The following is a 14654-nucleotide window of genomic DNA, read 5'->3' as shown; positions in this document are numbered from 1 at the left end:
GATCGGGTATAAAAGGTTGGCAATTATGCTCCGCAGCTGATTTTTCGCCGATAGACGAGGAATATATGAGTAAGTCTTCAAAATTAGGGTTTCCTGTTAGAGAAGAAGCGCAGATGACAAATTGCTTAAACTTTAAAGTGGTCATTCCCGGCAAGCTCGTGCTCCTAACTAACTATCCTGAATGACTAGCTTTCCGGTCGTTAGATCCTCATTAACAAATGCAAAAATCGTCGGCGAGGCTCCCACCTGTAAGCAGAAAGGCTTGAAATTGGCATGCAATTGTAGCAACAAACCCCAGTTGCTGTCATCTGGCCAACCATCGCCTTGGAAAAAATAGGGCACACCACCAATTTTATCGCCGTCAACTTCAGCGTTATATGCTTTCTGCTCATCCTCAGTGAGAAGGAGGTAGGCTTCGGAATCGAGAAAGGCAGGGTCTTGGGCTTCTTGCAACTGAGGGATGCCTTCATAAGATTCGCCATTGTTATCCCACAGCGTTGGTCCGTTAACCAATGGGGCTGTATCTATCAGGAGCTCACCTCCGGGCTGGATAATGATCGCATTTTCACCGCCATCGGGATCGATAATATCAGGATCAAAGAAGCCTTCCTCTATATTTTGCGCATGCGTAACAAAGAGATAGGCCATCAGAGGAACTGGAACGTTTGGAGTGGGGAATAATTGCTGATCCAGCTCAATCTGACCGATAAACATCATCGGGCGCTTGTCCCACCCTCTGCTAAGCGGCCATTGCGGTTTAGTTAGCCATACTGGCTGTCCTCCGATTTTCGTTATGGGAGTCCGAATCGGTTCACTGACGCGGGTAAAGCTATCGATCTTGTATTTCTTCATTATTATCGCATCCTTTCGTTCTGGCACAACATTATTATAATGGATCCACACTATTATTGATGAGCACTGAACAAAAGCGGTTTACGATTGCTTAGGAGCTTGCCATGAGGCGGCTCCACTTTCTTTTGTTGAAGTAACGAGCAAGTTACTGTGGAGATTCAGTTTTAAATTGGAATTTCTGCACCAAAAAATACGATAGATTCGATTTCCTTTAGCATGTAGCCGTTTGCTCAGATTCGGCTTCGGATAGATCGCATCGATCCGGTGCATGAGACGAAGTATCTGTTTTTGCTTTGCGTTTAGAAAATACTGATTATCAAGCACCACGACAATTTAAATGGCTTGACGGGAGTGTGCTTATACCCCACCATAATTCTCTAATGCAAAAGCTTTAAATTTATTAGTAAATGCAGAGTACTCAATTTTATCAAAAGCCAAAGCAGGCACGTTAATACTTGTAGATATATCTAACCCATATCCAAAATGCTTCCATAGCACAATATCGTCATGTTCAACAACATACGCTGAAACTATTGTGCAAGAAAAATCCATATCATCACTGCATATTAATAGTGGCATAGTCACATTTCTAAAATCAATTAGATTAATTGCCTTTTGTTGGTCTTCATTGTTAAACATTGCAATAGGCGGAAGCAGTAAATCAAAATCACTACTTTTGGTGTGAAGATTCAAATAATCATTCAAACTTAAATCATTAATTTGGATGATATATTGGGGATACTTAAAGCCGTTTATGTCACCTAAGAAAATATCAATTTTACTAATTGAATATTTTTTGCTCTTTTTGCCCATACCTTACCCCCATTATATAAATTTCCTCTGCACACTCTTGCATACCATGTAAGCTCTCTGCCACCATTATCGATTTCCTTTTTCACAACCATCAATTCTGTACGAGATGAATATCCTGCCAAATACACGAGTATGTGTGAGATAATCAAATCATTCGGTGTCGCTAAACAAGAATCGGATCAAGTTTTTGTCGTTGGGAAATGACGCAAACTTGATCCGATAATAAAAAAAACTCGCTACAATTAAGGTAATGTCATTTCGATGCAACAAAAGATGTATTGTACCTTGATATTTCCAATCAATCTAATACAGCTCGTGAAAATAGGTCTTTCATTAATGAGTCATCTTCACATGCTTCCTTAAAGGCGATTGCAAAACTAAGTATGGCTTCTTTATTGTCTGTATAAATGCAAAACGTATCGGCTTCCGGGTCAAATCGTATGATATCAACTAAGTGAGGCATTTTTTCTTCAAGAAACACAGCTGCTAATGAACCCCAATCATAGCCATTGCCCTCAAATCCTTCTTCGGCTCGTGTTTGAAAAATTTCATGCTTATATTTGCCAACACCTAAAATCATTGATATGCTTCCATTATTATGCGCAACTAGCCCAAATGGGTTTATTTTTTCTTCAACTTCTAACAAACGGGGGTCAGTCCCAATCCTCATCCCCTTTTCAACGTTTACTATATGGATGGTTTCATTTCCTGCTCTAGCAGCGGCGTTGCGGCTCATTTCTAAAAACGTCCTGCCATGTGAATCTTCAGGATCTAGTGCTACAACTTGTTCAAAAGCAACGATCGCTTCCTTATACTGTTCAAGGTAATAATAAGCATATCCTATTCGGAAATGCCAAAGAGGGTCGTGCTCGCCTTGCTCTTGCACAGATAAAAAATATTGGATAGCTTCATTATAATTTTCTTGATTATTCAATGCTCTTGCCAAAAGGCAAATTAAGTCATAGTCCCTGTCTACCTCGGGTATATCCATAATTTTGTTAACGATTTTCGCATGCTGGCTCTTGTTATGCCAAAGAGTGAGCTGTTTCAATAAATCCTTATCCATCTTTGTATCATCTCCTCTTACTTTAATCAAAAAATGATTGCCATATATTAGAATAACCCATATGATCTATGAAGTTCAATCAATTGGAATTATATGAGAAATGAAGCGAGGAGTAAACTTATGAGTGAAGTGTGGATACATGCTATGCATGGTGTGCCTTGGACGCCTAAAAAAATGAAAGCAGCTGTTGAAAAACTAAGGCGACGAGCTACGATCAGTTTTGCTTTTGATTCAGATAAATTGGCGGATTTAGTAAAATTAGATGAAATGGTCCTATCCCATCGTCCTGATCTTATTTTGCACATATGGAGTTACAGAAATAAAGGGGATTATTCAGTTGAAATGCTAGACATCTTAGCTGGATTGAAAAACGTAACTGCCTTGCATCTAAGCATGAAACAAAAGCAAGATTTACATAACCTACAGGCGCTAAAAAACGTGGAATTTTTGAGGATTGATTCTGATCAAACACTATCTATCGATTTTATAAGTAGTTTTCAAAAACTTCAGCACTTGCAATTGATTGGCAAATTCGATGATTTGTCTCCCATAGGAAACTGTAAAAATCTTAGCAGCATAATCCTTCAGTGTACAGTTGAACAATTGAACTTTGTCAAAGAGATCCCCATAGAATATCTCCTTATCGATAACTGTAACGTGAATTGTGATCTGGATGTACTCAACGTTCGAACCTTGAAGATGTTAGAGCTATCATCCATTGCAAAACTAGAGGATGTTTCCTTCTTGAGTAGATTCGAGAATTTGGAGTTTTTGAGTTTGTCTTTATCCAGAGTGGAGAAGCTATGCGATTTTTCTGCTATGGATAACTTGAAACAATTAGAACTGAAAAACATGAAATCGCTGATAGAGATAGATGTCTTAAAAACTGCATCAAATCTGGAAATTTTAGAGTTGAAGGAAATAAATACGAAGATCAAGGCGGAAGCGTTTGATTTTTTATCAGACATGCCTAAGCTGAAACAGTTGGATTTTCAATTTATTGATTTTAACAAGAAACGCATAGAAATCATGCAAAAAAATGGATTGATTCAGGTAAACAGGACATTTTAATGGATTGTATTCCTAAGGAAAAAAGACAAAGAAAGATGAATTCGATTCATCTTTCTCGTATATTGATGTAGTTTGCTTTCATGAGAATACACATCGAAAATGGGAAGTAAGCGTCGCAAACGTCCATGTTACCATCATTTGAACAGAGATCTATCTAAAGCATTATAACTTATGAGAAGTCATCATGCCTGCATACACTTATTCCCATTTTTTCAAGCACACTAACCACTGATTCGATTAACCTTTGAAGTTTAGCTTCTTTTGGGGCTATTATAGCTGTTCTTCTCTTGATGTTCTGGTGGCTTTTACAAATCTGCTGATCAAAGAAACTACCAATCACGTTCACGAATGGCTACTTCTGTATCTATTTCGATACCATAAAAGGCTAAAATATCTTCAACAGTTTGTGCAATTGATTCTCTCGCAACTGTTTCAATTTCGCTGTCATTTTCGTCAAACTCTTCTGCCAGATCATTGATTGCATGGATGGCGAAATCAAGCTTTGACTGAATTTCTTCGATATCTTGATTTCCTTGTTCCAAAAATTCAACAACTTTAACTAGTTCAGCTTTGACTTTATCCACAAGAAAATTAGGGAAATATCCATCAATATACATATCTTTTAAATATTCAAATGACGCACTACCATTATCTTGCACGCTTAGCACAAATGGTTTAATTTTGTCTGCAACATTTACTACAGCTTCAAAGGGAACTTCACTTGCTTCGTTAACCATAGTTTGTTCGTTCATAACTTTCAATGCGGCAGATTGCTTAAGTTTCTTTTTCTTTCGGTCGACATTACTTCGGCTCCAATCTAATAATGTCAAAGTATCTCTATCTTCTGGATCTAGCTTATCTGTAATTTCAAATTCTCTTAATGCTTCCTCATATTGTTCAAGATAATAGTAGGAGTAGCCCACGCGAAAATGCCAAAGTGGGTCATTCTCACCTAGTTTTGCAATAGCCAAAAGCTGTTGAAGTGCTTCATCGTAACGTTCCAGATTATTCATAGCTCTTGCCAATAAACTGACCGTCTCATAATCTCTGTCTGATTGGGGAATTTCCATAATTCTATCTACTATTTTTTCATGTTCATCTTCTTGATGCCAAATAATAAGTTGTGCGAAAGGGTCTTTTTCCATCAATCTGCCTCTTTTCGTTTGTAAGATAGTAACTATTATCCAAATCTACCGTAAATCAAAGCTAAGGGAAATACTACCCGCCCAAAACGAAATAAGCTATTCTTTTTTGGTAGAATCAACCACGAAAGGATAGTTTTTTTTATGAGCCTAAGTATTGCAGAAGATCTTCATTTCTTTTCACAGGAATTAACACGGCATCTGTAGCATTTCTTCAGCAAATCCTTTCCCTTTTGCTTCGATAAAAGCTCGTGGGTCAGAAACTATACATAGCGAATATGCACGTGTCTTCTCTCGAATCCGTATCTTAGTTTCCAACACTTTTCAACTTCCAGACGTCTTTTCTTCGTATTATGCAGGATCCGGCGGTTATAGTCACATATCCGGAGTTAACATTCAACTTGAATACGATCTTCATAGCGGGAGATTTTTGAAAATGAGAAAGTCACGACTCATTAATCGGGCAGACCGCTAGTATAATCTTGACCTTTATCCCCTCTTTTTGAAGATAAGGATAGTAGCATTTGGGTACGAATTGATTTCGCTTGCCAGACTTTCCCCCAGTCAGTCCATATATTTTTGAATATAATAACAGGAGCTTGATTTGAGACTAAAGAGGTGAATACTCCCTCCCCGTTCCTCCTCCAGTTGGAGTAAAAAAACCGCGATTTACGCGGTGATTAATGAGATAATGTTCTTGTCACCCGACAACCTCCTTGGTACAAATAAAAAAGAGCTGCAAGAAAGTTGACCTTTCTTATAGCTCAAAAAAATAAAGCAAATTCAATCCTACGCAGAGTCAGATCAGGATATTTTTTTGAGTGAAAAGAATAAGGTAACTTTCTTGCTAATAAAGAACAAAACAGAGTAAGCAGAACTTGTTTTATTCTTTAAACTTAAGCAAGAAATATTACAAGTAGTTATCGTATCGTTAGTCACATTGACTTCCCAATCGTTATTTTCATTTCAGACGATAAACTCTAGTTTCAAATGGCCGCAACGAAATTTTTTGAATATTTTCCTCACCATCAACCTGATAGTTTGAGATCAGCAGTTCTGAAGAAGTGAATGTGATGTCTTTTGGCAGGTTAAAGCTGGCCTCTTTTGGGAAAAGATTTGTAATGATTAATTGTTTTTCATGGCCAAGAGTTCTTGTATAAGCATATATTTTATTGTGGTTCGGCAGGATAAGATCATAGGTTCCGTAAACGGCGATCAGATCTTCTTTTCGTAATTGGATCAATTTCTTGTAATAATGATAAATCGAGTCCGGGTCCTGCATCGCATTCTGGACGTTGATTTCCTTATAATTCGGATTCACCTTTAACCACGGAGTCCCCGATGTGAACCCGGAACAATGCTGATCGTTCCACTGCATAGGAGTTCGGGAATTGTCCCGACCATTCTTCCAGATTACCTGCATAATTTCATCATGGCTTTTTCCATTTTCGGTTTCGATTCGATATAGATTTTTCGCCGAAACATCGTTGTAGTCTTCGATGGATTCAAATTTTACATTGGTCATCCCAATTTCTTGGCCTTGGTAAATAAAAGGTGTTCCCTGCATGAGAAAATACATAGTAGCCAGCGCTTTTGCAGACTTGTCCCAGTAAACTTGATCATTACCCCAGGTGGAAACAGAACGGGGCAGATCATGGTTTTCCAAAAACAACGCATTCCAACCTCTTCCCTCCAGCCCTTTCTGCCATCGGGTAAGTGTTTCCTTAAGCGTATGAAGATCTAGTCCACCGTCCGTGCTTTTGTCCCAAAGTCCATTACAGTCAAACTGGAAGATCATATTGAATTTTCCCTCTTGCTCCCCTACCCATAGTTCAGCATCATCGGCATTTACCCCGTTTGCTTCTCCGACGGTCATCACATCGTATTTATCAAAGGTCTCACGTTTAAGCTCTTCGAGAAAAGTATGAATACCTTCACGATTTCTATGTCCCTCAAAAGACGATACATAGCGCAGCTTCTCCGGGTTAGGCAAGTCGGGAAAACCCGACACTTTTTTGATATGGGTTATCGCATCGACCCGAAAGCCATCTATTCCTTTATCCAGCCACCAGTTGACCATCCCGTACAGCTCTTGTCGGACTTCGGGATTCTCCCAGTTCAAATCAGGTTGCTTTTGGGAGAAAATGTGCATAAAATACTGCTTGGTGTGCAGATCATATTCCCAAGCCGAGCCGCCGAAAATACTTTCCCAGTTGTTTGGTTCAGCTCCGTCCTTCGCGTCTTGCCAAATGTAATAGTCCCTTTTGGGATTATCCTTGCTCGAATTCGATTCTATGAACCAAGGATGTTCATCCGACGTATGGTTGATCACCAAATCCAGAATCAATTTCATTCCCCGCTGATGTACCGCTTGAAGAAGCTGGTCGAAATCAGCCATCGTACCGAACTCATCCATAATGTCCTGATAATCCGATATGTCATATCCGTTATCGTCATTCGGGGATTTGTACATCGGGCATATCCAGATGACGTCAATTCCCAGTTCCTTTAAATAATCGAGCTTTGAAATGATTCCTTGCAAGTCACCGATGCCAACCCCATTGCTATCCATAAAACTCCGCGGATAAATTTGATAAGCTACTGCTTTTTTCCACCATTTACTTCCCATTGTTGTCGACTCCTCTGTTTGGTTTCCTATCCGATCGTATAATTTAATTAATCTTTACCACCAATCTTACACTTTTGGGAAATCCAAAACGTTTACTGTGATAATTATAATAAAATGGTACATGCTGTGGCGATAGAATATATTGTTCCGTCAGGTGGAGTTTATTGTCGCCAAGGCTTGGGACCGAACCATTACTTGTGATACGGTTCGCCATGCTGCCTGTAACGGCAAGGTATAATAGGGGAACTACCAACATTTAAACGAAATTATACACTAAGCCTTCGATCATGACCGGGCATGGCGTTTTTCTTTTTTCTAAGCCAGTTGGACGGGAATTTAATCCCGGACCATCAACATCTTAAACATTCTCAGTTTAAACGGGATCGTATGGTTTAGAAGTTTTTCTTGGAGGGTACTGCCCGCGAAGCTGGGACTTGATCTAATTAGAGAATCAAGTACAAAACGCCCCCCTTCTCCTGTAAAAGAGATGGGAGGCGCCTAACTTTGTAAGCTGCTTATTACAGACAAATGATAACGGTGCAAAATTAATTAGAGCGAAAAAAGCAACTGGTATAACTAACTGCCCTTTTCACCTTGATAATTTTTGATGCGTTTTTTATTCGAAGTGTTACCACGCAATCCTGCCAAATGGACTAAGGTTAAGGGTTTGTTGGTTTGAAATCATCCGAGACACCGCCTGTAATTAATAACTCTATTATACAGGAAAACAGGATACCCTCCTCGAAAAAATCGAGGTAAGGTATCCTGTTTATAAGACTTGGACTTTTTCAGTGGCCTCCTTTTTCGGGCGATGTTTTCAAAATATGAAACGTTTTTTTCTACGACACAACTCGGCAACCGCTTCCGCATGTGCTGTCGAATCCACAAAAAAACAATAATAGAGTTCATTCATCAAGGTCACTTTTCAGGGATCGGGTACTGAAGTCGTGTCTTCGACGATGACCCTTAGAATCTAGATAATCGGCAACATTCCAATTCATTCATCTTCACGTCGTCTATAATCTCATTTGCAGCCAAGCGGCTAACAATAGGAGCTAGCGTAATGGCTGAATGCATAACTGAAAGATATAGACCTACTATCTGTTCATGAAATCCAACAATAGGGTAACCGTCTTCTGGCATAGGTCTCAATCCTACCTTGATACTTTCCAACTCCAAATTCTCACCTCCATTTAAATGGTGGCGAAGGGTTTCAAATGCTCTTTTTCCGATTGTTTCTGGCCCGTTTTCTTCAGACTCATCTATATAATCTTCCGCAGCTATTATAATATCATTTGTTAGTTGTCTTGCTTCAAATTTTGAATTAGAAATTAAAGTATGAATTAACTTTTCTTTTGATTTCATGCGAATTATGATTGAAGGCGAAGGAGCAATAGGAACATCGAAACCTAATGGTTTACAGAGCTCGGGTAAAGCTGCACCAGTAGCTAATACAATAATATCTGATTCTATAAAACCAATTGAGGTGTAAACACCAACAACCTTTGAACTCTCTTTTTTTATTTGCGTAACTTTTGTATCGAAAATTATATTCGCTCCATTTTCTTCTGCTTTTTTTAACAAAAGCTTTGTTGTTAATACAGGATCTACTGCGCCTTCTCCATAAGCAAAGCTAGCCTCTTCTGGATATTCCTTTAAATTAGGTTCTAATTCTATGATTTGTTTCCGATTCAGTTTATGTATATGAGACTTCTCCACATTTGTAGGAACTCCCCATGTCAGTGCTCCGTTCCAATTTATCTTTAAATCAGGCAGATCTTTTTCTAATGCATGATATTCTGCTAATGTTGCATCGTATAGATGTCGAAATTTTTTTGAAACTCGACCTGACGGATTAATCCAAGCGAAAGATTTTTCAGTTACTTCACATGCTGCTGTTGAATTACACTCGATTACAGTAACATCCTGATTCCGCTTTGATAAGTTATATGCCATTGATGCACCAACAATACCTGCACCAATCACTACAATTTTTTGTTTCCTGATCATGCACGCCTCCTCTTGACAACCAATGCTTACTAACTACCTTCCGCAGAGGTTGTGATATCTTTGGTTATATAAGACCCAGTGACGGGTAGCTAGTCCGCCAGTTACTTCTATTACCATACACTTTTCGGGTGGTGCCAACTCTGATGATACTCCCTCATCGCATTGCTTCATCTGAAGTCTGGCTGCTCATCTCAGCCATCCGACGCATGACGCGCCGCGTAGCAAGAGCTTGAATAAAAAGAATTTAATTTTGAGTCGGACTCTCAGTCAGTGGAGTCGGGAGAAATCACTTCCCACTTTCCAAACAAAATAAAAAAGATAATCTGCGCCATGCAGAGTGACTCCCGCTTCATTCAAGTTCCGGCGAAAGATCGGCTCAGACTGGTCTTCTCGTTGATAAATGCCTAACTTATAGGCTAGCGCAGGTGTCAGAACCGCCATAACCCGGCCGTCGGAGCTTTCCAGCACCATGACCCGACGGTCTTCGCTCAGGTTAGCGTTGATGGCTACAATAAAGACTTCATCGCTGTAGAGGACGTCTCCATTCAGAAAAGGAAAAAGGGTGATATTCTGCTTTTTCACCTCTAATCATTGGTAATAATGCTTCATAACTTCCACTCCCGTTCCCATATGCTATCATTTAACATGAACTGAGTTCACTATTAAAATACTGTAACATATTACTCTAATCTATCGGCAGGAAATAATGCTTATAACTAATCATTACTATCCAATTTCTCAACCGTAGCCAAACCCAGCAAGATGGCACCACGCTAATCTGCCCGTTAGCTAAATCCGTAGGCCGAGCGCCTACGATTTCGTTTCACTTCACGGAGACCCGTCGGAATGAGATAAAGTTCTTATCAAAATCGGGAATGGGATAAAGTTCTTGTCATTCTGATTTGACAAGAACTTTATCCCATAAAACAAAAAAAGCCACGATTTACGCGGCAATTAATGAGATAATGTTCTTGTCATTTAAGCACAACCCAACCCCCTTCTCGGGTTTTTTTTCATATATTATGCAAACTTTTCGAACGGGTGGTGTTGAACGTGGAGGTGACACACATTCACAGGCTCACCTTTTATTATGGTGGCGCTGGGTCGAAGAGCACTAAACAATCAATCACCTTATCATTACCACTTCCGCCTAGCGTTAATCATATGTACCACAACTTTAGAGGTGGCAAGCGATAGAATATATGAATTTATGGCTATTTTAATATAAATTATGTTGCAGGGTTTGTGCTTCTTGATGCCTGAGTTCTGAGCGAGTAAATGCCAAAAGCTGTAGTCTACTTTATTTTCTTTCTACAGTAACGCTTATAATTGAGACTAATAACCACTAAATTGGATTGTTATTTCAATGTCTATTTGAGATATTATATGTTATAAATGAGATAAATTGTAAAAATATTATTAATAAATGAGATGAATATAAATTGATTATCTCAGTATTACAACTAAGAGTTTTTAAGGGAATTGTAAAAGCTATGTTTCTGCTCTTGTCTGACAGTAAGGTAATGTGACGGAGAATCCCCAAAAGCACGACGGAACATGGCAATAAAGCTGCTAGGCGTTCCATAACCCAGTGCATCTGCAACCATACCGACGGAATCGCCTTTTGCTAACATTTCAAGCGCATGTGTGAGTCGAGCCTGCTGTCGCCACTTAGCAAAAGTCAAACCTGTTTCTGCCAAAATCAATCGGCGCAGTGTTCGCGGAGATAATGCCGCCCAAGCGGCCCATTCGTTAATCGTACGATTATCTTCGGGTTGTTTCAATATCGCGTCTGTAATGCGTAAAAGACAGGGATCAGAAGGCATTGGCAGATGCAGCGGCTCAAGCGGAGCTCTTCTAATCTCATCTAGCAGAACTGCGGCTACTCGTCCTTGTTCAGGTTCCAAGATGGCCTGATCCCACCACGATACAGTTCGCTGCACAAGAGCGCGCATGAGGTCACTAACATTGATGACGCATGGCTGCTTTGACAAGTCGCTGCTGATCTCAGGCGTAAGAAGCACGCTCCATCCGCTCATGGCTCCGCTGATTGAAACCTTATGCGCCACATTAGGTGGGAGCCACCCCGCACGACGAGGAGGCAGCAGCCAGGAACCTGTTGCCGTTCGCACATGGATAAGCCCACTTTCCACGCAAAAAATCTGTCCCCGCCGATGGCTGTGCCAATCGTATTCGCGTGTTCCTAGCCGGAACGGATTGTCTGAGTCATCATTACCCCAAAAGGCAATCAGTGAAGGACCTTCCAACCAATCGCTTTTGTCTACCCTTTCTACAGTCATATACATTATCCCCCCCCTCGGCCATTTCTCGTTATTTTTTGTCCAATTAGCGTTATCGTTCATAATTAAACCTATTCTAAAATAAGGAACAGGTAATGTCCATTTGTTTTAAACCAACATCCTACATTTTGGAGGAATCTCAATGACATCTGTATCTTCCAGCTCGCCCGCCCCAACTGTATCCACTTTACTGCGACAAGGCATTCCTGCCTGGTTTGCAGCAGTAGTCGCTTGCTTGTGCGCTTTCATGGTCGTGATGGACAGCGCCATTGTGAATGTCGCTTTACCGGCTATGAAAACTGATTTGGACCTTTCAGTCACTGAACAACAATGGGTAGTTGATGCCTATTTGCTGACATTAGGTGGCTTCATGCTCCTTGCTGCACGTGCCAGTGACATTTATGGCCGAAAATCGATACTTCAGTCTGGACTCATCTTATTTACTTTCGCCAGCCTCGTCGGCGGACTCGCAACCACAGGTCCCATCCTACTGGCAGCACGTGCCGTTCAAGGTTTAGGAGGTTCGGTACTCGCCACATCCACACTTGCTGTAATCGTTGCTGCCTACCCGCGAGGGGCAAAACAAGATCGGGCCATTTCGCTGTGGGCAGCCTCTTCCTCCATCGCCTCTGCCTTTGGAGTAATTATCGGTGGCATCCTTACCAGCCTAATCAACTGGCGCTGGGTTATGTTTGTGAACGTACCTATCGGGATCGCGCTCAGTTGTATGGTTGCCATCTGCCTACTTCCGCATCCGAAAGAAAACAAACGTACCAAACTCGATATCCCCGGAGCCGCTGCAATTACTCTTGCTCTCACGGCATTTATCTTTGGGATTACACAAACGCTTGAACTGGGCTGGGGAGCGCCAGTTGTCCTCGGTTCACTTACCGCTGCGTTAGTGCTGTTGCTTCTATTCATTGTCATTGAAGCCAATACGGCTGCACCATTAATCCGTCTAAGCATCTTCCGCCATTGGAATGTACGCATTGGCATTATCATAGTGCTTGGACTCGGCGCAACCTTAACGGCAAACATGTTATTTTTATCGCTTACCTTGCAGCAGATCGGCGGGTACAATCCGCTCCGTACAGGACTAGCGTTGTTACCCATGGCGATCATGCTAGCCGTTGCTGCCATTGTTTCCCGGCGTCTTCGTGACGCAGGCTTCAACAAACTTCCTTTCCTAGGCGGTCTTTTGGCCGCAGCAGGATTTATCTGGTTCTATTGGCTACCGGACCATCCCGACTACATTTCCCAGTTTCTTCTTCCAAGTATGCTCGTTGGCGGAGGACTTGGATTGATGCTCATGACTGCGATTCAAGCTGTACTTGCAGGCATTCCAGCACAGGATACCGGTCTTGCCTCCGGTTTACAAAATACAGCTCGGCAACTTGGCGGAGCACTTGGAATAGCCACTCTCATTACACTCGCTCATACTGTGACCACTTCACAAATAGAGTCTGGAACCGCTGTCGCAAGTGCACAACTTGCTGGTTATCATAGTGCTTTCCTGGCGGCAGGCGTAATTAGTGGATTATCGGCCTTTACATCGCTATTGCTTCGTCGAAACAGGACTGATTAGACTAGCCTTCCAAGAAGAGATCGTGCTAAATAGACCCAGTACCACAAAACACCAAGGTATACCTCGATTTATGCTATTCCACTGCGCTTATTCGACTTCTCTACTGCCCGTCTTAACCATTGAGATCTCCATTTCCAACAATCCGTCGGGAATGAGAAAATGTTCTTGTCAAAATCGGGAATGGAATAAGGTTCTTGTCATTTTGTTTTGACAAGAACCTTATCCTATAAATTAAAAAAGCGCAATTTGCGCGGCCTTTAATGAGATAATGTTCTTGTCACCCGACACTTCTTCTGAGGTTTTTTTGTACGCTCGCAGCTCCTGACTGCCCCACGAGCAGAATAGGGGTCTTGCTTGTCGTGTGTTTGCTCGTCCCGATCATTATATTATATCAAACGAACTGCAACTAATTACTATTATTCATGTAAACAAATCAAAAAAGGCGCCCCCAGGTAAATAACCCAAGTTCGCCTATTCTTATTCCTTAATAGCGCCAGCACATTGATCCGTTAGGCTTTAACTTTCTGCATGGAGTGCAATTCGCGTTTAACGGTTCAAAATAGACTAATAACCGTTCCCTTGTTTGAGTATCCATATTATTATCATAAACATTTTTCTCAACATCATCTCGAATAAGCGCAAGCTCGTGGTATGATTTCTGTCTCAATTCTTGTAAACTTAGTATTTTGACGCCTTGATTATATGCCATAATTAACTCGCTCCGTTAAATTATGTTCTTATAGCTAGCGCTTTATAAATTTTTTAATTATTGCTATACATTTCCTCTTCAACTACTCTCCCCTCAAACCAATAACACCATATATTTACAATATGAACTCAATTAGTTCCATTTTCAATTTCGTTAAACTGCCCGTTAGTTGAGAAAAGGCAGCCGATCCGGCTGCCTTCGTGCTTTATATATTTTATTGAGTGTCTTCGTCGCTTTTGTACTCCAAAATATCACCTGGCTGACAATCCAAAGTCTTACATATCGCTTCTAATGTTGAAAAACGCACCGCTTTTGCTTTCCCATTTTTCAGAATGGAAAGATTCGCCATAGTAATTCCAACCCTCTCCGAAAGCTCCGTTACGCTCATTTTTCGTTTTGCTAACATCACATCAATATTAATAATAATTGCCATATGCTCCACCTCAGACCGTTAAATCATTTTCTGATTTTATATTA

General features: G+C 40.8%; 11 protein-coding genes and 1 pseudogene. 3 read left to right on the top strand and 9 right to left on the bottom strand.

The window, feature by feature from the left end; translation table 11 throughout:
* Positions 1–168: 168 nt before the first annotated feature.
* The 3 genes from GK047_RS28570 to GK047_RS28560 form a co-directional block, all read right to left on the bottom strand.
* Positions 169–852, bottom strand: coding sequence for a DUF1963 domain-containing protein (locus GK047_RS28570; RefSeq protein ID WP_163954087.1), 684 nt, complete (start codon positions 850–852; stop codon positions 169–171).
* Positions 853–1209: 357 nt separating this feature from the next.
* Positions 1210–1665, bottom strand: coding sequence for a hypothetical protein (locus GK047_RS28565; protein ID WP_163954085.1), 456 nt, complete (start codon positions 1663–1665; stop codon positions 1210–1212).
* Positions 1666–1963: 298 nt separating this feature from the next.
* The gene (locus GK047_RS28560) at positions 1964–2731 is read right to left on the bottom strand and encodes an Imm51 family immunity protein (RefSeq protein ID WP_163954083.1); all 768 of its coding nucleotides are present in this window, start codon (positions 2729–2731) and stop codon (positions 1964–1966) included.
* 120 nt (positions 2732–2851) lie between these two features.
* Between GK047_RS28560 and GK047_RS28555 the strand changes: the two genes are divergently transcribed.
* A complete protein-coding gene (locus tag GK047_RS28555; RefSeq protein WP_163954081.1) occupies positions 2852–3802 on the top strand; it encodes a leucine-rich repeat domain-containing protein in 951 nt (316 codons plus the stop codon).
* A 329-nt stretch (positions 3803–4131) separates the two neighbouring features.
* Here the strand turns inward: GK047_RS28555 and GK047_RS30795 are convergent, their stop codons facing one another.
* Complete coding sequence (locus GK047_RS30795; protein ID WP_481856067.1) at positions 4132–4947, bottom strand: DUF5713 family protein; 816 nt, start codon at positions 4945–4947, stop codon at positions 4132–4134.
* A gap of 188 nt (positions 4948–5135) precedes the next feature.
* Here GK047_RS30795 and GK047_RS29990 point away from each other — a divergent pair.
* A pseudogene (locus GK047_RS29990) lies at positions 5136–5377 on the top strand (IS4 family transposase); the annotation flags it as partial.
* Positions 5378–5905: 528 nt separating this feature from the next.
* Here the strand turns inward: GK047_RS29990 and GK047_RS28545 are convergent.
* From GK047_RS28545 to GK047_RS28530, 4 genes are all read right to left on the bottom strand, one after another.
* Entirely contained in the window at positions 5906–7573 is a 1668-nt protein-coding gene (locus GK047_RS28545; RefSeq protein WP_163954079.1) for a glycoside hydrolase family 13 protein, read from the bottom strand.
* A 966-nt stretch (positions 7574–8539) separates the two neighbouring features.
* On the bottom strand, positions 8540–9583 hold the full coding sequence (locus GK047_RS28540) for an NAD(P)/FAD-dependent oxidoreductase (protein ID WP_205517025.1): 1044 nt from the start codon (positions 9581–9583) through the stop codon (positions 8540–8542).
* 267 nt (positions 9584–9850) lie between these two features.
* On the bottom strand, positions 9851–10165 hold the full coding sequence (locus tag GK047_RS29985; protein ID WP_240344347.1) for a hypothetical protein: 315 nt from the start codon (positions 10163–10165) through the stop codon (positions 9851–9853).
* Positions 10166–11046: 881 nt separating this feature from the next.
* On the bottom strand, positions 11047–11883 hold the full coding sequence (locus tag GK047_RS28530; protein ID WP_163954078.1) for an AraC family transcriptional regulator: 837 nt from the start codon (positions 11881–11883) through the stop codon (positions 11047–11049).
* A 142-nt stretch (positions 11884–12025) separates the two neighbouring features.
* On the opposite strand from GK047_RS28530, the gene GK047_RS28525 reads away from it, so the two are divergent.
* Entirely contained in the window at positions 12026–13468 is a 1443-nt protein-coding gene (locus GK047_RS28525; RefSeq protein WP_163954076.1) for an MFS transporter, read from the top strand.
* Positions 13469–14391: 923 nt separating this feature from the next.
* Here the strand turns inward: GK047_RS28525 and GK047_RS28520 are convergent.
* Positions 14392–14610: a helix-turn-helix domain-containing protein gene (locus GK047_RS28520; protein ID WP_004434885.1), complete on the bottom strand. Its 219-nt coding sequence runs from the start codon at positions 14608–14610 to the stop codon at positions 14392–14394.
* Positions 14611–14654 lie beyond the last annotated feature (44 nt).

This window comes from Paenibacillus sp. SYP-B3998 (assembly GCF_010820665.1).
In the GTDB taxonomy this organism is placed as follows: domain Bacteria; phylum Bacillota; class Bacilli; order Paenibacillales; family NBRC-103111; genus Paenibacillus_E.
Note: the sequence above shows the minus strand (reverse complement) of the source record. Positions and strands in the feature narration are given on the sequence as shown.